The following is a 19,569-nucleotide window of genomic DNA, read 5'->3' on the forward strand; positions in this document are numbered from 1 at the left end:
GTGCGCGGTTATCGAAGCCTGTTCGAGCGCCTTGAGCGTCCGGCGGCAACCCCCGCCAGTAGCGTGACATCTGTCGCGCACCATCTGGGGAAAATGCTCAGTATCCGTGCCGGCAGCGTTCAGACACTGCCGGACTACGGTATGCCCGACCTCAATGATATGAATCAGAGCCTGCATGAATCGCTGAGTCAGTCACGTCTGTTGATCGAGCGATTTATCCGAGCTTACGAGCCGCGCTTGAAGCAGGTAAAAGTGATGACGTTGCCACGGGATCATGACCCGCTGGCACTTGCCTTCGCTATCGAAGCCACCCTGGTGGTCAAGGGTGTCGCTCAACCGGTGGTGTTTACCGCGCGGCTCTCTGATTCCGGTCGGGTAGAGGTCATGCCTGATGACCTTTAACCGTTACTACCAGAGCGAACTCAGTGCGCTGCGACAGCTCGGTCGACGCTTCTCCGAGCGCAATCCGGCGCTTGCTCCGTTTCTTGCGGAAGCCGGTCAGGACCCGGACGTAGAGCGGTTACTGGAGGGCTTTGCGTTTCTCACCGGGCGCTTGCGCCAGAAATTGGATGACGAGCTTCCAGAGCTGACGCATTCGCTGATGCAGTTGCTCTGGCCCAACTACATGCGCCCGCTGCCTGCCTTCAGCATCCTGCAGTTTGATCCGCTGAAACACTCAGGCCCTGGTGTGTGGGTCGCGCGCGATACGCCGGTTGAAAGTGCCGCAGTCAATGACGAACGATGCCGCTTTCGTACCTGTTACGCCACTCAGGTTTTGCCGTTGCAGCTGAGTGCGCTGGACTACAGCGCCCAGGCTGAACGGGGAAGTTTGAGCCTGCGCCTGGAGATGAGTGCAGAAGGCAACTTCAGTGAGTGGCACTTCGATCAGTTACGTCTGCATCTGGCGGGGGATCGCTACATCAGCCAGGCGTTGTACCTGAGTCTGTTGCGTCATCTGGAGGGTATCGAGTTGCTGCCTTTCGGTCGGGATGGCATGCCGATTCACGGGGTGGATGGGCAAGTGATATCGCTGTTTCTGGGCGCCGATCAGGTTCAGCCGGTAGGGTTCAGCGAGGAGCAGGCGCTGATTCCGTATCCGCCGAATACGTTTGGCGGCTATCGCCATCTGCAGGAGTATTTTGCCTTTCCCGACAAGTACCTGTTTGTCGATGTGGGCGGGTTGGGGGCACTGCAAAGATTACCTGGCGAACTGCTCAAGCAGGTGTGCGGCGTGGTGTTGCGCTTCCGATTGGGCAGGCCATGGCGAGAACCCAGACAGCCCAGCCTGGATAACGTGAAGCTGTACTGCACCCCCATCGTCAACCTGTTCAAGCATGACGCGGTACCCATCCGCCTGGACGGAAAACAGGACGAATACCTGCTGATCCCTGGTGAGTACTCACGCGGGAACGCCAGTGTATTTTCCGTAGACAGCGTCACGGGTTGGCATCCCGGAGGGCTGGGATATCAGGCCTACGTGCCCTTTGAATCCTTCGAGCATGAGGGGTATACCGCGCGTTCCCAGGGGCCGGCGAGTTACAGCATTCGCCAGCGGCCATCGGCGCAGCATACCGGGCTGGATACCTGGCTCGGGTTGGGCAGCGGTCTGGAGTTGGACCAGCAAACACTGTCGATCGAGCTGACGTGCACCAATCACAACCTGCCTCGACAATTGCAGGTCGGCGCTATCAACCAGGCTTGCGAGCAGACGCCGCAAGGGCTGTCGTTCCGGAATATCTGCGCACCGACAGCCAGTTTTACTCCACCTCTGGACCGGGACTTTCTCTGGCGGCTGATCAGCAACATGTCGCTCAACTACCTGTCACTGACTGACATCCATGCCTTGAAAGTGATCCTCGAAACCTACGATCTACCACGCTATCACGATCGCCAGGCGCAGAAGGTCAGCGAGAGACGATTAGGCGCGATGCGCTCGGTCAGCCACACAGCGGTCGACCAATTGCTCCACGGCTTGCCGATTCGCGGGTTACGCATCGACTTGAGCATCGATCCCCAGGGCTTCCTGGGGGAGGGCGAAGTGTTTGTGTTCGCCTCGGTGCTCAACGAGTTCTTCGCGCTGTACGCCAGCCTCAACGCTTACCACGAACTAAGAGTCATCAGCACACAAGGAGACGTGTACCTATGGCCACCACGGATGGGCCAGCAGCCCCCGCTTTGACACAACTGACCCGGGTTATCCGCGAGTACTCGCTGTTTCAGGCGGTCCTGCGGGTCATCCAGCGTCTGCGCGATGCCCATCCGTTGCTGGATGACGACACGCTGTACGACTTGCTGGAGTTCCAGGCCAACCCGGGCCTGGGTTTTCCTGGTCACGATATCGACCGGGTGGTGTTTTTTATCGAGCACGGCCAGTTGCGTGCGCGTTTGCGTCTTAACGTGCTGGGCCTGTGTGGTGCGGGCTCGCCATTGCCGGCGTTTTACGGTGAGCAGGCGTGCACCGACGAATTGGGTGGCAATGCAACCCGGGACTTCCTTGACGTGTTCCACCACCGTCTGCAACGGCTGATGTTGCCGATCTGGCGCAAATATCGCTATCGGGCGTGTTTCCAGGCAAGCGCCGGTGATGCCTTCTCCGAGCAGATGCTTGCGTTGATCGGGTTAAGGGGGCCGCAGGTCCGCAGCGCCACGCAACTGAATGGCAAGCGACTGTTGCCCTACCTGGGGTTGCTCAGCCTGCGGGTGCATTCGGCGGCCTTGATCGAGGCGGTGCTGCGTTACTACTTCAAGCATCGTCGTTTGTTCGTCGAGCAGTGGGTCCTGCGCAGCGTGGTCATCGCCGAGTCGCAGCGAAATCGGCTTGGCGCCGCGAACAGCACCCTTGGCCATGACCAGGTGCTGGGCAGCCGGGTGGCTGATCGCAACGGCAAGTTCAGGGTGCATCTGCAGGGGCTGGGGTGGGACCGATTCCATGGTTTTTTGCCGACCGGCGCGGACTATCCGCTGCTGTGTTCGTTGGTGCGCCTGACGGCGCGGGACCCTTTGGACTATGACGTGCGCCTGGTCATGGCCAAGGAAGAGATCCGGCCTTTGCACATCGGTGAACACAACGTCTGCCGCCTCGGCTGGACCAGTTGGCTGGCGCATGAGTGCGCCGACGGTGTGGTCATTGTGCCTGGCAACGCTTATTAGGGATGAATCAGGATGATGAATGTGGACCTGCAACAACTTATCCAGGCATTGACCCCCCAGGCCCGCCGAGACCTGGAGCGTTCCGCCGAGCGCTGCGTCATGCGCGGCGGCCGGGAAGTGCTGGTGGAAGACCTGCTGTTGACCCTGCTGGAACATCACGATGGCCTGCTGGTGCGGGCGCTGAAGGATGCCGATATTGAAACCGCAGAACTGCAAGCCACGCTGCAAACCAAGGGGGAGGCGAGTGCGTCACGCAATCCGGTGTTTGCCCAGGCACTGGTGCAATGGCTGCAACAGGCTTCGATGGTTGCTCATTTGGAACTGCGACACATTGAGGTCGATCACGGCGCCCTGTTGCTGGCGCTCTTGCGTCATCCGCTGCAGCACGCGGGCAGCGCCTATCAGGTTTTTCTGAGCCGGCTGGATCCACAGCGTGTGCAGGCGTTCGTGTCGGGTCAGGCGTCTCGTACACACCCCGCGCCCCAGGGCGAATCACTGCTGGAGCGCTTCACTCACGACCTGACACGCCAGGCCCATGAAGGGCGTATTGACCCGGTGTTATGTCGTGACGTTGAGATCGGCCAGTTGATCGACATACTCATGCGTCGACGCAAGAACAACCCAATCCTGGTCGGCGAAGCCGGAGTGGGCAAGACAGCCGTTGTCGAAGGCCTCGCGCTGCGGGTGGCCACTGCACAGGTGCCCGAGTCTCTCAAGGAGGTGCGGGTACTGACCTTGGATATGGGCCTGCTCCAGGCCGGTGCCAGTATCAAGGGCGAGTTCGAGCGACGCCTGAAGGGTGTGATCGATGAGGTCAACGCCGCGGTGAAACCGATGATCCTGTTTATCGATGAAGCGCACACGCTGGTGGGAGCGGGTGGGCAGGCGGGTGCGTCCGATGCCGCCAATCTGCTCAAGCCGGCGCTGGCCCGCGGCGAGTTGCGCACCATCGCTGCGACGACCTGGACGGAATACAAGAAATACTTCGAAAAAGACCCGGCATTGGCGCGACGTTTCCAGCCTGTGCGGGTCGGTGAGCCCAGCGTCGAGCAAGCGATCTCGATCCTGCGCGGACTAGTCCCGGTGTATGAGCGCAGTCATGGCGTTTACGTGCGGGACGATGCGGTGGTCGCGGCGGCGCAGATGAGCGCCCGTTACCTGGCCGGGCGTCAGTTGCCCGACAAGGCGGTAGATGTACTGGATACCGCCTGCGCTCGTTTGCGCACTCGCCGCGAGACCGCGCCTGAGGCGTTGCAACACCTTTATGCAGAACAGGCGGAAGGCGCGCGGCAGCTTCAGGCATTGAGTCGAGACCGGGACGAAGGTTTTCCCGTGGACGAACAGACCTTGCACGCGTTGGACCAGCGTATGGAGACGCTGGACGGTGAGCGCCTGGACCATGAGCAACGCTGGCTTGAACAGCAGCAAACCACGCAGCAGGTGTGCCCCCGCCTGGTGGCTCAGGTCATCAGTGCCTGGACGGGGATCCCGGTTGAACAACTGGCACTTGAGCACAGTGACCGGGTGCTGGGTTTTGCCGATGCGTTGCGCCTGCGCATTCTCGGCCAGGAGCAAGCGGTGCAGGCCCTGGACCGCAACCTGCGTGCGGTTGCTGCCGGGCTCAACAAGGCTGACGCGCCGGTCGGCGTATTCCTGCTGGTCGGCCCCAGTGGCGTGGGTAAGACTGAGACGGCGCTGGCCCTTGGCGACCTGCTGTATGGCGGTGAGCGCTTCGTCACCACCCTTAACATGTCGGAGTTCCAGGAAAAACATTCCCTGTCCCGGTTGATTGGCGCACCGCCCGGTTATGTCGGTTTTGGCGAGGGCGGCGTGTTGACGGAAGCCGTGCGCCAACGCCCGTATTCGGTGGTGTTGCTCGATGAGGTCGAGAAGGCCGACCCGGAAGTGTTGAACCTGTTCTACCAGATTTTCGACAAGGGCCTGGCCAATGATGGGGAAGGCCGGGAAATCGACTTTCGCAACACGCTGATCCTGATGACGTCCAACCTGGGCAGTGAGCGCATCGGGCAATTGTGCGCAGGCGGCCGGCGACCTGACGTGCAAACGCTGCATGAGGCGATCCTGCCGCAATTGCGGGACCACTTCAAAGCCGCGTTATTGGCCAGGATGCGTGTCGTGCCGTATTACCCGGTCACGGATGACGTCCTGCATGACTTGGCAAGGCTCAAGCTCGAACGCCTGGGACAACGCTTGAGTCTGCGCAGCCTGGCATTCAGCTACACGCCGGAGCTGGTTGAGCACATGGCCGAGCGGTGCGCCCACGATGACAGTGGTGCGCGTTATATCGATCAATGGATCGAGCTGCATTTGTTGCCGCAGGTGGTCGATCGGCGGTTGCAAGCCATGGCCCGAGGTGAACCTGTGTCACAGGTCCATGCGCGGTTGGCGGCTAACGGTGTTCCAACCTGTGAGTTCAGCCAATGAGGGAGGATCGGCTGCTCACTCTGCTGCCCCGTTCGGCGGCCTGTTCCGATGCGCTGCTTGACGGGTTCATCCGCCTGGGCAGCGCGGACGACGCAGCCACTCTCCCCGGTTTGTGTGTCGCCGCAGCGGCGCAACTGAGCGAGTGTGACCTCAGCCAATGGTACTGGCGCAACGAATCCACTGGCCGGCTTGAACTGATCGCCCAGCATTTGCACGGCATGCCTTGCCCTGGCGATCCGGCCTGTACCAAGGATTTCCAGCATGAACAGGTGCTGCACTATGTGCTGAACCAGCAAACCGCGCTCAGCCTGGAAGCACACTCAGGCAGCGTGTACGAGTACGGTTTCCTGCCGGTCATGGCGACCCCCTGGCAAGCGTTGGCATGTGTGCCGTTGTTTGACCGAGGCAAGGGCATCAAGGGTGTGTTGCTGTGTGCCAGCCAGCATCGGAAAAACCTGCAGGCCTACACCGCCGCCTTGAGCCAACTGGGCAGCCTTGCCTTGATGCAGCGCGCTTTACTGCGGTGTCAGTGTGCCACGGCACGTGTTGCCCAACCCCAGGCTTGCCTGCCGGCGCCGCGTTCAGCGTACGGGTTGATCGGCAGCAGTACGGCTATGGACGAGACGTATCGTCTGATCGGCAAGGTGCTGCATACGCCCTACACCGTGTTGCTGCGTGGCGAGACCGGTACAGGCAAGGAGGTCGTGGCGCGGGCGATCCATTCTGCGGGGCCGCGCGGGAGCAAAGCCTTTGTGGTGCAAAACTGTGCGGCGTTTCCCGAAGGGCTGCTGGAAAGTGAGCTGTTCGGTTATCGCAAAGGTGCTTTCACTGGGGCTGAGCGTAACCACACCGGGCTGTTTGACAGCGCTGACGGCGGCACGCTGCTCCTCGACGAAATCGGTGATATGCCGCTGTCGCTGCAGGCTAAATTGCTGCGGGTCTTGCAGGAGGGCGAAGTGCGTCCGTTGGGCGCCAGTACGGCCCACAAGGTGGATGTACGCATCATCGCCGCAACCCATCGTGACCTCGCCGCAATGGTCGCCCAAGGCGGCTTTCGCGAGGACCTTTACTACAGGCTCGCACAGTTTCCCATCGAACTGCCGCCTCTGCGTGAGCGCGACGGCGATGTGTTGCTGTTGGCGCGGGAATTCGCGCATCAAGCCTCTGCCGCCCTTGGGCGTGTGCCGGTGGAATGGTCGAATGCAGCCCTTGATCAACTCTCGGGTCACGCCTTCCCCGGCAATGTCCGCGAACTCAAATGCCTGGTGGAACGTGCGGTGCTGCTCTGTGACGACGGCGTGATCCTGCCGGCACACCTGTCCTTGCCGGTGCCGGCTGCCACTGGGGCAGTCGATGCGACGTTGCGCCAACGCCTGGAGCGGGTAGAGCGGGTGTTCCTGATCGATTGCCTGCACAAGAACCGTGGCAATCGCACCCGTACCGCCCGTGAGTTGGGCGTTGCGCGGCGCACGCTGCTTTACCGCCTGGCGCGCTTGAAAATCCCCGTGGGGGACGCCCGCGAGGAGGGTTGAGCAGGGAACGTGCGGGCCGCTTATTTTCATGGGAGATACCTGATGCCTTTTCATCCGTGGCAAGCCCTGGTGCTTGCGCTGAGTTTGTTGAGTGGCTGTAACGCCAATTATGTCTTTGATGATGCCGACTACCGTCCGTTGGGTGACCCCCATGCGACTCGTCGTGGGCACTGAACAGGGGGCCGCTGTCATGCAATTGATGTTTGAACTCTGTAGCACCGCAAGCGGGGAGCCACCTGAGCGCAAGACGTTTGACGGGGTCGGTGGCGTGATCGGACGTAAGTCGAGTTGTGACTGGGTGCTCGCGGATGCCAACCGTCTGATTTCCAGTCACCACGCCCTGGTCAGTTTTAGAGAGGGCCGCTATTTCCTGACGGATATCAGCAGCAACGGTATCGGTGTGTCGGGCAGTATGGAGCGCCTGTGCAAAGGACAGGCACGGCTCATCAGTGACGGCGATGTGTACCAACTTGGGCTGCTGGATATCCGTGCCCGCCTGGTGTTGCAGGCAGGGCCGGTTGTTGCTCGGCAACACACGATTCCAGACGATGCGTTCCTGGGGCTGGATCCTGTCGAAGCATTGGATCGCGAGGCACGGCTCGGCAATTCCTTAGCAGAGCTGGACGCGTTGGACACCACGCCGCAGGCAGCGTTCGAAGCGTTACGTCAGGGCACGGTGGAGCACGATCACCTGGTCGTGCCGCAATGGGCTGAGCCAGCCGGAGACGTTGTGTCACCTGGCCCTGTCACGCCACCACCGGCAACCTCGCAAGCATTCTGGGCGCAGTTCGCCCACGCATTGGGCATGCAGGTGGATTCGCTTGATACGCCGGGGCGCGAAGCCCTGGCGATCAAGGTGGCGGGCCTGTTCAGGCAAACCCTCGAAGGGTTGCAGCAAAGCCTGCGAACCCGTGATGAACTCAACAGCGAGGTCCACGGCTTATTGGCGGTTCCGCTGCTCAATACCCGCAATCCGTTGAAAAACTGCGCCGACAGCCATGCCGCCCTGGCTTTTTTGCTCGGCGACGGTGAGTCCGATCAGTTCTCTGCCGAGCAAGCGGTCGACCAGGCGTACCGAGACTTGCAGGTTCATCAACTGGCTCTGGTCGTGGCCTGTCGGGCTGCCGTACGCGGTGCAGTGGCAGCCTTTGCGCCTGGGCGCCTGCTGCTGCGCTTTGAACGTGACGGCAATGCACCCAGGTTCTTCAGCGATGGCGCCCATTGGCGGGCCTACCAACGCCATTACAGGCGACTGACTGACGAGGAACCCTTGGATGAGCAGATGCTGCGTCATGACTTTTGCAAGGCCTATGAGGAACAGGTACGCCTGGTCTCCACGCTTCACGCGGGGTACGCAGGATGATTGGCCGGTCTCGGGTCGCTGTCTTATCAACGCTGCTACTGCTGGGGTTGCTGGCGGGATGCAGCACCTTTTCACCTTTTTCCACCCTCACCAAGCTGGACCTGACATTGACGGCCAGCGACGAGGTCAACCCCGACCTTCACGGCCGCCCCTCGCCCGTGGTGGTGCAATTGCTGGAACTGCGGCATCCGGTGGCCTTTGAAAACGCTGATTTCTTCAGCCTCTACGGCCGGGCCGAGCAGGCACTGCCCAAGGATTGGGTCAGCGGCGAGGAGCTGGAACTGCGCCCCGGCGAACGGCTGGCGCTCAAGCTGAGTGTCGAGCCGCGCAGTCGCTATGTCGGCGTGCTGGCGGCCTATCGTGACTTGCCCCATGTGCAATGGCGATGGGTGCTGCCTTTGGCTCCCGGACAGTTGACCCGTGCCGACATCGTGCTGGACCAGACGGGTATCCGGATGGCAGCAACTCAACCTGACAGGACGGAGGACTGAGATGCAGATCCACAACGTTATCTGGCAAGAGGGCATGCTGCTGAGGCCCCAACACTTGCAGCACAGCGACCGCTACTACCATCGGCAACTCAACCATACCCGGCTGTTGAACAGTGATGCCTGGGGTTTCCTGAGCCTGGAAGTCGATGTGCAGTACCTCAACCTGGGCAAGATTGTGGTGAACCAGGCCAGCGGAGTGTTACCGGACGGCAGCCTGTTCGAGCTGAGCGGCACCCTGGAACCCCTGATGTTGCAGGTGCCTGCCAATCCAGGCAGGCAGGCTGTGTACCTGGCGCTGCCGCTGGCGACTGACAATCAGATCGAGGTGCGCTCGAAGGAGCAAAGCGATGTCCTGGCGCGCTATGTCGCCTGTGATGCAGAGATCGGTGACTCCGCTGCCGGGGTCGACTCCCGTTGCCAGATCAAATGCGCGCGCCCGGACTTGCGCCTGATGCTGGGCGAGCCGCCCGGTGACCCTTTCTACGTGAAACTCCAGGTTGCCCGGGTGGTGGATTCGACCCAGGACGGTGGTGTGAGGCTGGATGCGGATTTTGTACCGACGTTTATCTACCTCCAGGGCTCGGGGTATGTGGCGTCTTGCATCAACGAAATCACCAGCCTGCTGGCGACCCGTGGCGATGCGATTGCAGCTCGCATCCAGGGAAACGGCGCTTCCGCCAGCGCACAGGTCGGCGACTTTTTGATGCTGCAGTTGATCAATCGTGCGGAGTTGAGATTGCGTCACTACCTGAGCCAGACCCAGGTGCGCCCGGAGGTGGTGTATCGGGAGTTGCTGTCGATTTTCGGTGAGCTGTGCACGTTTTCCAACGACAACAAACGTGCGCAATTTCCGGTGCAATACCGGCATGGCGATCAGGGCGCGAGCTTTCGCGGGTTGATGGAAGGCCTTCGTACGGTGCTGTCGCTGGTGTTGGAACAGCAGGCGGTCGAGTTGACGCTGCAACCCCGTCAGTACGGGGTGCTGGTCTGCCCGGTGAGCGACCTCAAGTTACTCGGTACGGCCACCTTCATCCTGGCGGCCACTGCCCAGTGCGATACCGAGGAGCTGCGTCATCGACTGCCGGCCCATCTCAAGATCGGACCGGTGGAGCGCATCCGCGAACTGGTCAACCTGCACCTGGCCGGGATCAAGGTCAAGCCGTTGCCGGTAGCGCCGCGGCAGATTCCGTTCCACGCCGGCAAGACCTATTTCATGCTCGAACTCAGCCCCCGTGACATTGCACAGCTGGAGCAATCAGGTGGTTTCGCCTTCCACGCCAGCGGCGAGTTTGCCGAGCTGGAACTCAACTTCTGGGCTATCAGGAACTGACGTCATGACTATGGACAGTGAATACCCGCAAGACGAAAAAACCGTGTTGCTTGACCGTGAGGGTCTCGGCCCGGCGCACGCAGCCGTTACGGACTTTCCGTCGCCGCCACGCTTCGAGCAACTGGAAGACCGCATGATCTATTGCGCCCAGCTGCAAGGTACACGGCACTTCAAGAGTGGCCCCAATGTGCTGTTGACCGCGGCTTGGGAACTCTTGCTGCAAGTGGTCCAGCTCAAGGCCAACCCCGGTCGCGAAAGCCAGCAGGCACTCAATGAGCAGTTTTCCTCAGGCATCAATGCGTTCGAGGCCTATGCCTTGTATCTGGGCGCCGAGAACAGCCAGGTGATGTCGGCGCGTTACGTGCTGTGCAGTGTCATTGATGAAGCCGTGGTCACTACGCCGTGGGGTGGCCGTAGCGACTGGTCGAAGACCAGCCTGCTTAGCCGCTTCCATAACGAAACCTTTGGCGGTGAAAAGTTTTTCCAACTGCTCGAGCGCTTGTCCCGCGACCCCGTCAAGCATGTGGCCCTGCTGGAGTTGATGTACCTGTGCCTGTCCTTGGGGTTCGAAGGCCAATACCGCGTCATGGAGCGGGGGAGGGCGCAGCTCGAAACCGTACACGACGCGGTGTATCGCCAGATCAGGCATGTGCGCGGCGATCAGCCGCCGTTAACCCCTGTAGCAGACGCCGACGGGACCGCTCGGGCACGGATACGCATTGTCTCTGCTGCCTGGGCCGCAGTCTGCGTGCTGGCGTGTCTGCTGGTGGTGTATTCGGGGTTCGCCTGGATGCTGGGGCAGGAGCGCAGGGCGACCTTGCATGCTTTCCAATCTTCGCTGGCAGAGCCGTCTCGGACGCCCTTGTAACGCTGGGAGCAATGAATGAACGCATTCTTCAAACGCGTGGGCAGGGTGCTGCGCGAGAGTTGGGCATGGAGCCTGTTGCTGGTGCTGGCCGGCACGCTGCTGGTGTGGTTCGTCGGGCCGTTGCTGGCGGTAGACGACTACCGTTTCTGGCAGGGTTCGACGGCCCGGTTGTTGACCATCAGCGCAATGCTGCTGTTATGGGGATTGGCGATGGTGGTGGTGGGAGCACGTCGCTCCGCGCGTTTGGATCAGCCTGGGCAGCGTGAACATCTTCAGCAGCAGGGGTTGATCAATGACGAAGTGGCGCAGGTGCGGGGGCGCTTCAAGGAAGCGCTGCAGACGTTGAAAACCGCGCAGCGCTACGGCGAGCGCAGTGAGCGTTCGCGCCAGGAATTGCCCTGGTACCTGTTGATCGGCGAGCAGGGCAGCGGCAAGACCGACTTGCTGGCCGCTGCCGGGTTGCCGACGGCGCTCGACCGGACGCACCCGATGCAGCCAGGCGCCACCTCGTACTGTGACTGGTATTTTGCAGACGATGCGGTGGTGGTCGAGATGGCAGGTCGATACCTGAGCCAACCCGACCAAAGTGTCGATGCAGCAGGATGGTCGACAATGCTGGACATGCTCAAGTCATGGCGCAGGGCACGGCCGCTCGATGGCGTGGTGGTGACGCTGTCCGTCGGTACGCTGTTGCGCAGCAACGAACACGACCTGGAGCGTCACGCGCGCCATGTGCGTAACCGCTTGCAGGACATTCAGCAGTCACTGCAGGTGGATGTGCCGGTGTATCTGGTGCTGACCCAGCTTGATCGGTTGGCCGGGTTTGCCGAGTTCTTTGATGCGCGGCAGGGCGACGCCACAGAAGACTGGCTGGGTGAGCGCCTGGTGGCGGCTGCGGCAGGCATGGAAGTCGCCGAGGTACGCGAAACATTCGACGCCTTGTTGCAACGCGTGGCGGCCGAGCTGATCCCGCGCTTGCATCAGGAACGCAACCTTGAGCGCCGAGGCCGCATGCTGGGTTTTCCTCAGCATCTTGCGCGCCTGGGCGAGTTTGTCTGCCTGTTTATCGAGAGTGTGTTTGCCGCCCATCGCTACCAGCGAATCAACGGCTTGCGCGGGTTCTACCTGACCTGCGCGAAGACAGATGATGTGCGTGCCCATTTTGCCCAGGGCCTGTTCAATCGGGTGATTTTTGCCGAGGCCGGTCTTGCCGGGTTGCGTGCCCCGGAGCGGCAGCGCATCCGTCGACGCCACGGGTTGATGGCGCTGGCCGCCTCATTGGTTGTGGGTGCTGCCGGGGCGCTGTGGGCGCACAGTTACGCGTTCAACCATCAGCGGCTGGTGCAACTGCGGGAGCTGATCAACCCCAAGTCCGTAGGCCAACCCGAAGCGGACGCCAGCCTGGCGTTGCTCGCACTGTTGGACAGTCGCCTGGCGGCCACAGGGGTGTTTCCACCGGCGGCCAAAGTACCTTGGGTTGAGCGGGGCGGCTTGTATCAGGGCGAGATGAGTCGGCCGTTATTGAGCAGCGCCTACGAACAAGCCCTGCATCAGCAATTGCTGCCCTACGTGACCCTACGGCTCGAACAACAGGTACGTGACAGCCTGGGTGATCGCGAGCAGTTGCTCGACAGCCTGCGCGCTTACCTGATGCTCAATCTGCCCGAGCGACGTGATAAGGCCTGGTTGGCCGAGCAAGTGGCGGGGCTGCGGACTGTTGGGTACATCGAGGATGCATCGACACACAAACGCCTGAACGAACATGTTGCACGGCTCGTTGAACAGGGTTTTTTGGCCCCGCTGAATGATGAGTTGGTCGCCCATGCCCGCCTGGTGCTGCGCGGTGAGCCAATGGCAGAGGTGGTCTACCGGACACTGCGCGAGCAAGCGCGGCACCTGGAACCCTTGCGCCTCGCTGAAAACCCCGCGTTTTCCAGGGTTGAGCCGCCCATCCCGGGTTTCTATACGCGTAAATACCTGCAGTTTTTCGAAAGCCAGGGGCCACAGTTGGTCAATGCCATCGCCCAGGATAACTGGGTGCTTGGCGAGGCCGCAGACCTCAGCGTCGTGGACTTGCGCAAGCTGATGCTGGAGCTGGAACAGCGTTACTTCAGCGAGTACGCCGACATCTGGAGTGATGCGCTGGGTCGAGTCAGGCTACTGGAAAGCGACGACCTGAGGCACGATGCGCAGCAGCTCGCGAACTTCACTTCCGCCCAGTCGGCGCTGGTGTTGCTGTTGCGGCAGGTGCGTGAACACACGCGATTGCTGCCGACCCATGAGCGGCTTGAAGCGGTGAGCCAGCAGGTCGCTGAGTTGGGCGCGCCGGTGTCCGGCTTGCTCACCCGAGCCTTGCCGCGCCAAACGCTGCCGGATACTGCCCGGCGCGCTTTACTGCGTCGTTTCGAGCCTTTGCACCTATTGCTGGATGAAGAGCAGAACCCGACCGCCGAGCTGACCCAGGCCTTGCGCTTGCTGGATGAGCTGCACCTGCAAGTCTCGACACTGAACCGTGACAGTTCGCCCGAGCAGGCCGCATTCAAGATGGCCAGGCAACGCATGGATGGACAGCAGCCGCTGCTGGGCAACCTGCGTGACGCTGCTGCTCGCCTGCCGCAGCCGCTCAAGGGCTGGTTGGACGGGATTGCCGAGCAAACCTGGCGCCATCTGCTGGATGACGCCTATGGGTATGTGAACCAGCGTTATCACAGTGAGGTGTATGGTTTTTATGTGAAGGCGATCCGGCACCGCTACCCCTTCAATGCCGATGCCGGCAGCGATGTTGCCCTGGGTGATTTCCAGTCGTTCTTTAAACCACGGGGGGTGATGGAGCACTTCTATGACAGCTACCTGCGGCCGTTCGTCAGTGTCGAGGGGAGCCGCTATCGTTTGCGGGGCCTTGAGGGCCGCAGCCTGCCTGTTTCACGCTCGTTGCTCGACCAACTGACCCGGGCGCAGGTGATTCGCCAAGGGTTCTTCAGCGCAGACCAGGGGGATTGGACCGTTCTGTTCACGCTGGCGCCCTACAGCCTGGACCAGGCCGTCAACCGGGCGACGCTGCGGGTGGGCGATCAGCAATTGGAATACCGTCACGGCCCCATCGTGCCGATGGCGTTCCATTGGCCGATTGATGCGGACAATGGGCGCAGCAGCCTGGTACTGGAGCGCGGTACGGAGCGACCGCTGGGCATTGAAAAAGACCAGGGGGCCTGGTCGTTGTTCCGGCTGTTCGAATTGATGCAAAACGAGCCGGCCAGCGGCAGGGATGCACAGATACTCAAGGCCGACCTGGCCGGCCTGCGTGCCAACTACCTGCTCACCAGCCAACGCAGCCCCAGCCCGTTCCAGATGGCTACATGGCGCGGCTTTCGCCTGCCGGAGCAATTGTGAACCGCGCGCACCCTTGGCGAAGTGCCGGCCGTACGGCGCAAGGCAAGCGTCGTGCGCGTAACGAGGATGGGTTCCTCGATTGCCCGCAACGCGGTTGCTGGGCGGTCGCCGATGGAATGGGCGGGCATCATGCGGGGAATGTGGCCAGTCAAAGGGTGGTCAGCAGTCTCGCGGCGCTGCCAGGGCAAGGCAGCTTCGATCAGCGGGTCGAGGCCGTCCAACGCTGCCTGCGCGGGCTCGACAGCCAGTTGCAAGCGGCCGATGGTCCCTCAGGCATTGTGGGCAGTACGGTGGTTGTACTGTTGCTTGAGCGTGACCGCGCGGCGTGCATCTGGGCAGGGGACAGCCGATGTTATCTCTGGCGAGGGCAGCGTTTGTATCAGCTGTCCAGGGACCACTCCCTGCAACAGCAACTGATGGACAAGCAGCATTTGAGCCTGGAACTGGCCCGCGCTCATCCAGACGCCCGCGCCTTGACTCGTGCCATTGGCGCGGGAAAACCGCTGAGTCTGGAGATACTGGAACTGCGTCCCCACCCAGGCGATGTGTTCTTGCTGTGCAGTGATGGCCTGTACCAAGGGCTCAGCCACCGGGAACTGGGGCGCGCGATGAATGCCGGCACGCCAGGGCAGGTGGTGGAGCGGTTGTTCAGCGACGTGCTACGTGGGCCTGCACAGGATGACCTCACTGCGGTGGTGGTGCAGCCATGAACGCCGCAGCCGGCCCGCCGAACCTGCTTGCGGGGCGCTACCAGCTGGAGCGAATGCTCGGTTCAGGGGGCATGGGGGTGGTCTATCGTGCCCGGGATCTGCTACATGAGGCGTTTGGCGAACCGGACGCGCGCGTGGCGCTGAAGCTGTTGGGAGAGACGCTCTGTGCGTCCACCGACGCCCACGTGTTGCTGTACAGCGAGTTCGCCCTGACCCGAAGCCTGCGCCATGAACACGTGGTCCGGGCCTTTTCTTTCGAGGTCGACACAGCGCACCAGTTGGCATTCTTCACCATGGAAGTGATGCCCGGCCTGACCCTGGACCGCCTGCTCCCGGAATGCCCGCAAGGGTTGGCGTGGCCAGCGTTGCAACCCATCGCCGTGCAACTTCTGGATGCACTGGCGTACACCCATCGACAAGGGGTCCTGCATGGCGATGTGAAACCGGCGAACATCATGGTGGGGGAGCAGGGGGTACGCTTGTTCGATTTTGGCCTGGGCCATGCTGAAGCGCAGGCAAGGGCAGGATTGCCCGGCTTGAGCCGCAGTCGCCTGAATGCCTGGACCCCTGCGTATGCGGCACCGGAGCTGATGGCCGGCGGGCTTCCGTCAGCCCGTGCGGATTTATACGGGGTTGCCAGCGTGCTCTATGAACTGGCCGAAGGGAGGCGCCCCGGCGAACGTCAGCAGCATCAGCCGCTGCCGAGGCCGAGGCAACTGCCCAGGCATTGCTGGCCCGCTGTGTGTTCGGCACTGGCGATGGATCCTGAACAACGAACGGTGTCGGTCGCCGAGTTGCGCGAAGTGCTGGGGGGCAGGCGCCGTCTCTGGTTCCTGGGGTAGTGCGTTAGCGGGGCAGGTCGTGCAGTTGGCAGTACTCGACCCAGCTCAGGCCAGCCATCTGCGCCACCTCCTTGTGCACTTCGAGGCGCTGGGCTTCAAAGGCCTCGCAGGAGTCGGCGGTCAGTTTGAGGGTTAGCTCCCAGGCAAACAGGCCCTGGCGTTCAGCTTGCGCTTCAAAGGCTTCATGCAAGCGTTCGGCGCGGTACTGGGCCAGGGTTTCGCCCCTGGCCTGCGCAGCCAGCGGATTCAGGGTATCCAGTTCGGCGGCGACTTCGGGGTGTTCATCAAGGAATTTGTCCAGCGCGCGCTGGTGGTTATCACCGGGTTGTGACAAAGGCTTACTCCAAACACAGGTCAGGGGGAGGCGGATAGGCTTCATTGAAGCAGATTCGGCGATTGGCCTGTTATCCGATACGGAAAATTCACCCAGATGAATGGCAAAAGGCTTTCGCTGATTGGGCCAGGACGTGTAGCGTTAGCCGGTGCTTCCAGCCCTGCCCTGCAGGGACAGTGGGCGATGGGCAGAGGGATGGGTCATGGCGCAAACGCTGTTCAAGCTTTTCTTCACCCAACGCCTGGCCGCGTTGGCCAGCACTGAATCGCTGCGGGCGATCCGCGAAGGGTTGTTGTGGATCCTGCCTTGCCTGCTGGTCTCGGCGGGCTTTCTGATTCTGTCGGAATGTGCTCGCGTCCTTGGCTTTGACCCCCAGGTGGTGGCGTTCCTCGCCGGCCTGCACAACCAGATCAGTTCCGTGATCCCGTTGCTGGTGGCCGCGTCCATCGGTTACATGCTGGCGATCCAGCATCGCCTGCCGCAATTGCCCGTGGCATTCCTGTGCCTGGCCCATGTGGTGGTGGCAACATTTATTCTGCGCGACTATCCCCGGGCCTCGGCCACCTTTGTGCTGTTTATCGCCATTGCCTCGCCACTGTTGAATGTTCCTGCCATTGCCTGGCTGCACCGCTACCGCTGGACCCGTCTGGTCAACGAAGACCTGGTGGGGCACAACCTGCGGGGCACCATTAATATGGTGCTGCCAGGCGCTATCACCGCCCTGGTATTGGTGGTGGTGCTGTCCTTGTTGCTGCAGATTCCGTATGTGGCGCAGTTGCAAGGCCCCCAGGTCCTCGACGCGCTGGAATCGCCCTACGGCAGCGGTCTGTTCGTGACGCTGATGAATTCGCTGCTGTGGTTTTTCGGCATACACGGTGTGTACGCGATGCAACCGCTGTTCGATGTGCTGGACCAGGCCGTGGTGCTGAACAGCACGGCCCAGGCGGCGGGTGAGCCGCTCAAATATGTGTTGAACAGTGGCCTGTTGGGCAGCTTTGCGTTTATCGGTGGCTCGGGCGGTGCATTGTGCCTGTTGCTGGCCATCCTGCTGTTCTCCAAGAGCCAGTCCATGCGCCTGTTGGCGGTGGCGAGTCTGCCGCTGTCACTGTTCAACGTCAGTGAGGTGCTGCTGTTCGGCTTGCCGATCATCCTCAACCCGCGTTTGTTCATACCGTTTCTGATCGTCCCGGCGTTGAATGCCATGCTGGCATTGACGGTGGTACAGATGGGCTGGGTGTCGCCGGCGGTGGTCAGTGTGCCGTTCACCGCGCCGGTGCTGCTCAATGCCTATCTGAGTACCCACGGCGACCTGGCTGCGGTGGCACTGCAAGTGGCGCTGCTGGGCCTGGGCACTCTGGTGTACGCGCCGTATGTGCGGGCGATCCATCGCCAGGCCAGCGAAGGGGGCACGGTGTACCTCAAGTCCCTGGACATGACCTTCCGTGGCCTTGAAGAAAAGGGCCGCCTGCGCGAGCTGGACCCGGTACTCGCCTCCCACAAGACCCTGGCGCGCCAGGCCTTGGAGCTGAGCCGCATCCAGCAGATCAGCGACTATGAGTTCTACCTCGAATTCCAACCGCAGGTCTCGACCCGTACCGGCCTGTGCACCGGGTGTGAAGCGCTGATGCGTGCCCGCGACGCCCAGGGCACGGTGCATTCGCCGTGGGAATTCCTGCAATGGCTGGCCCAGGCACGGTTGATGCCGGATGTGGATGTGTGGGTGGCATCCCAGGCGGTTCGCCAGTACCAGAAGTGGCAGAAACTCGGTTTTTACCTGCCGATGACCATCAATATTTCCAGCGCGACCCTGACCGACGCCGCCTATGGCGAACGCCTGGTGGAGATCCTGGCCCAGGCCCATGGGCACGTATCGGTAGAGATCACCGAAGACGCGCTGGTCAGTGATATCCAGGTCACGCGCCAGACCATCCAGAAGCTGCAGGCTATCGGTGCCAAGGTGTATATCGACGACTTCGGCACTGGCTTCTCGGCCCTGAGTTACCTGCACCAGTTCCCGGTGGACTTCATCAAGATCGACCGCAGCTTCGTGGTGGCCCAGCACGACCCCAAGGGCGCCCAGGTGATGACCGGCATGCTGCGCTTCTGTGAGGCGCTGAACCTGGGCGTGGTGGTGGAAGGCGTCGAGACTGCCGAGCAGTTGGCCTTCCTGAATACCGGCGCCGAATTGATTATCCAGGGCTGGTATTTCAGCAAGGCGCTGCCGGGCGATCAGTTGCAAGGGTTTGTACGTGAACGCGCCGCCTTGGCGCAGGCTTAATACCCGCGCTGGGCCTGCTCGATCTCCTCGACCAGGCCATCGATCCCGGCCAGGCGCGCCCGATTGTCGTGGTCCCAGGGGTGAAAACCGGGTTTGAAGTAGTGCAGCCACGGCACCAGCATTCGTGGGAAAACACCTTTGTGCCCATACAAAAACTTCAACATGCGCCAGAAACCCCTCAGGTGCCCACCCGACTTGCGGTCGGCAATCAGCAAGCGCAGGTGAAAGTCGAACACCACCAGCCAGAAGAACACCGTGGTAGTGAGCATGGTGCCGGTGCGCAACAGGTAGCGCTTGGGGCCGGGTTTGATCACGCGGTTCCACACATCGAAGGCCACGGCCTTGTGCTCGGTTTCTTCCAGGGCGTGCCAATACCACATCTGCTGATAGCCCTTGAGTGAATTGCCGAAGCGTGAAGGGTCGCTCAACAGGATTTCAGCCAGCATCGCCGTGTAGTGCTCAAGGGCAATGGTGACCGCCAGGTTGAAGGACGGTGGCAGGTGCTTTTTCTGCAGGTCGAGGATGAATTTGAGGCGCCGGTCGAGTGTATGCGCAGGCAGCCCGGCGGCTTGCAGCAAGTCGTTGTAGGCCACGTGTTCACGGCTGTGCATGGCCTCCTGGCCGATGAAACCCTGGATCTCTTTTTTAAGAGCAGGGTCGTCGATGTGCTGGCGGTAGTGGCGCACGCTGTCCATGAAAAACAGCTCGCCCTGGGGAAACAGCAGCGACAGGGCATTGAAGAAATGCGTGATGAACGGGCCCTGTTCATGCCAGTCCTTGATGCGCTCGGCGGGCAGGGCGAAATGGATGTCACGGCGGATCGGCAACATAGTGCG

16 protein-coding genes are annotated in these 19,569 nt (G+C 61.6%); 14 read left to right on the forward strand and 2 right to left on the reverse strand.

Annotated elements, in window-relative coordinates; genetic code table 11:
- The 13 genes from tssE to M2497_RS14375 are packed head-to-tail and all read left to right on the forward strand — an operon-like array spanning position 1 to position 16,121.
- Positions 1 to 402, forward strand: coding sequence for a type VI secretion system baseplate subunit TssE (gene tssE / locus M2497_RS14315; protein ID WP_248488204.1), 402 nt, complete (start codon positions 1 to 3; stop codon positions 400 to 402).
- Positions 392 to 2,179, forward strand: a complete 1,788-nt coding sequence (tssF, locus tag M2497_RS14320) for a type VI secretion system baseplate subunit TssF (RefSeq protein ID WP_248488061.1) — start codon at positions 392 to 394, stop codon at positions 2,177 to 2,179. Before tssE ends, tssF begins: the two co-directional genes overlap by 11 nt.
- A complete protein-coding gene (gene tssG / locus M2497_RS14325; protein ID WP_248488062.1) occupies positions 2,143 to 3,150 on the forward strand; it encodes a type VI secretion system baseplate subunit TssG in 1,008 nt (335 codons plus the stop codon). Before tssF ends, tssG begins: the two co-directional genes overlap by 37 nt.
- A 12-nt stretch (positions 3,151 to 3,162) precedes the next feature.
- Complete coding sequence (locus M2497_RS14330) at positions 3,163 to 5,595, forward strand: AAA family ATPase (protein WP_248488063.1); 2,433 nt, start codon at positions 3,163 to 3,165, stop codon at positions 5,593 to 5,595.
- Positions 5,592 to 7,127: a sigma 54-interacting transcriptional regulator gene (locus M2497_RS14335; protein WP_248488064.1), complete on the forward strand. Its 1,536-nt coding sequence runs from the start codon at positions 5,592 to 5,594 to the stop codon at positions 7,125 to 7,127. The genes M2497_RS14330 and M2497_RS14335 overlap by 4 nt, the downstream gene beginning before the upstream one ends.
- Before the next feature lie 42 nt (positions 7,128 to 7,169).
- Complete coding sequence (locus M2497_RS14340; protein WP_248488065.1) at positions 7,170 to 7,301, forward strand: type VI secretion protein; 132 nt, start codon at positions 7,170 to 7,172, stop codon at positions 7,299 to 7,301.
- A 16-nt stretch (positions 7,302 to 7,317) separates the two neighbouring features.
- Entirely contained in the window at positions 7,318 to 8,490 is a 1,173-nt protein-coding gene (gene tagH, locus M2497_RS14345; protein ID WP_248488066.1) for a type VI secretion system-associated FHA domain protein TagH, read from the forward strand.
- The gene (gene tssJ / locus M2497_RS14350; protein ID WP_248488067.1) at positions 8,487 to 8,981 is read left to right on the forward strand and encodes a type VI secretion system lipoprotein TssJ; all 495 of its coding nucleotides are present in this window, start codon (positions 8,487 to 8,489) and stop codon (positions 8,979 to 8,981) included. Before tagH ends, tssJ begins: the two co-directional genes overlap by 4 nt.
- Position 8,982: 1 nt before the next feature.
- Positions 8,983 to 10,311, forward strand: coding sequence for a type VI secretion system baseplate subunit TssK (gene tssK / locus M2497_RS14355; protein WP_248488068.1), 1,329 nt, complete (start codon positions 8,983 to 8,985; stop codon positions 10,309 to 10,311).
- 4 nt (positions 10,312 to 10,315) lie between these two features.
- Complete coding sequence (icmH, locus tag M2497_RS14360; protein ID WP_248488069.1) at positions 10,316 to 11,179, forward strand: type IVB secretion system protein IcmH/DotU; 864 nt, start codon at positions 10,316 to 10,318, stop codon at positions 11,177 to 11,179.
- A 15-nt stretch (positions 11,180 to 11,194) separates the two neighbouring features.
- Positions 11,195 to 14,569: a type VI secretion system membrane subunit TssM gene (tssM, locus tag M2497_RS14365; protein WP_248488070.1), complete on the forward strand. Its 3,375-nt coding sequence runs from the start codon at positions 11,195 to 11,197 to the stop codon at positions 14,567 to 14,569.
- The gene (locus M2497_RS14370) at positions 14,566 to 15,279 is read left to right on the forward strand and encodes a PP2C family serine/threonine-protein phosphatase (protein ID WP_248488071.1); all 714 of its coding nucleotides are present in this window, start codon (positions 14,566 to 14,568) and stop codon (positions 15,277 to 15,279) included. Before tssM ends, M2497_RS14370 begins: the two co-directional genes overlap by 4 nt.
- A complete protein-coding gene (locus tag M2497_RS14375) occupies positions 15,276 to 16,121 on the forward strand; it encodes a serine/threonine-protein kinase (protein WP_248488072.1) in 846 nt (281 codons plus the stop codon). The genes M2497_RS14370 and M2497_RS14375 overlap by 4 nt, the downstream gene beginning before the upstream one ends.
- A 4-nt stretch (positions 16,122 to 16,125) precedes the next feature.
- Here M2497_RS14375 and M2497_RS14380 read toward each other — a convergent pair whose 3' ends face one another.
- Positions 16,126 to 16,455, reverse strand: coding sequence for a DUF6388 family protein (locus tag M2497_RS14380; protein ID WP_248488073.1), 330 nt, complete (start codon positions 16,453 to 16,455; stop codon positions 16,126 to 16,128).
- 202 nt (positions 16,456 to 16,657) lie between these two features.
- On the opposite strand from M2497_RS14380, the gene M2497_RS14385 reads away from it, so the two are divergent.
- The gene (locus M2497_RS14385) at positions 16,658 to 18,733 is read left to right on the forward strand and encodes an EAL domain-containing protein (protein ID WP_248488074.1); all 2,076 of its coding nucleotides are present in this window, start codon (positions 16,658 to 16,660) and stop codon (positions 18,731 to 18,733) included.
- Here the strand turns inward: M2497_RS14385 and M2497_RS14390 are convergent.
- Positions 18,730 to 19,563, reverse strand: a complete 834-nt coding sequence (locus tag M2497_RS14390; RefSeq protein ID WP_248488075.1) for a metal-dependent hydrolase — start codon at positions 19,561 to 19,563, stop codon at positions 18,730 to 18,732. The two genes, M2497_RS14385 and M2497_RS14390, sit on opposite strands and share 4 nt — an antisense overlap.
- Positions 19,564 to 19,569: the final 6 nt, after the last annotated feature.

The organism is Pseudomonas sp. CYM-20-01 (assembly GCF_023169845.1).
Classification (GTDB): domain Bacteria; phylum Pseudomonadota; class Gammaproteobacteria; order Pseudomonadales; family Pseudomonadaceae; genus Aquipseudomonas; species Aquipseudomonas azotoformans.

Coding starts and splice junctions, on each gene's coding strand:
- tssF (WP_248488061.1), top strand. CDS start 392: ATGACCTTTAACCGTTACTACCAGAGCGAACTCAGTGCGCTGCGACAG.
- tssG (WP_248488062.1), top strand. CDS start 2,143: ATGGCCACCACGGATGGGCCAGCAGCCCCCGCTTTGACACAACTGACC.
- M2497_RS14330 (WP_248488063.1), top strand. CDS start 3,163: ATGATGAATGTGGACCTGCAACAACTTATCCAGGCATTGACCCCCCAG.
- M2497_RS14335 (WP_248488064.1), top strand. CDS start 5,592: ATGAGGGAGGATCGGCTGCTCACTCTGCTGCCCCGTTCGGCGGCCTGT.
- M2497_RS14340 (WP_248488065.1), top strand. CDS start 7,170: ATGCCTTTTCATCCGTGGCAAGCCCTGGTGCTTGCGCTGAGTTTGTTG.
- tagH (WP_248488066.1), top strand. CDS start 7,318: ATGCAATTGATGTTTGAACTCTGTAGCACCGCAAGCGGGGAGCCACCT.
- tssJ (WP_248488067.1), top strand. CDS start 8,487: ATGATTGGCCGGTCTCGGGTCGCTGTCTTATCAACGCTGCTACTGCTG.
- tssK (WP_248488068.1), top strand. CDS start 8,983: ATGCAGATCCACAACGTTATCTGGCAAGAGGGCATGCTGCTGAGGCCC.
- icmH (WP_248488069.1), top strand. CDS start 10,316: ATGACTATGGACAGTGAATACCCGCAAGACGAAAAAACCGTGTTGCTT.
- tssM (WP_248488070.1), top strand. CDS start 11,195: ATGAACGCATTCTTCAAACGCGTGGGCAGGGTGCTGCGCGAGAGTTGG.
- M2497_RS14375 (WP_248488072.1), top strand. CDS start 15,276: ATGAACGCCGCAGCCGGCCCGCCGAACCTGCTTGCGGGGCGCTACCAG.
- M2497_RS14385 (WP_248488074.1), top strand. CDS start 16,658: ATGGCGCAAACGCTGTTCAAGCTTTTCTTCACCCAACGCCTGGCCGCG.
- M2497_RS14390 (WP_248488075.1), bottom strand. CDS start 19,563: ATGTTGCCGATCCGCCGTGACATCCATTTCGCCCTGCCCGCCGAGCGC.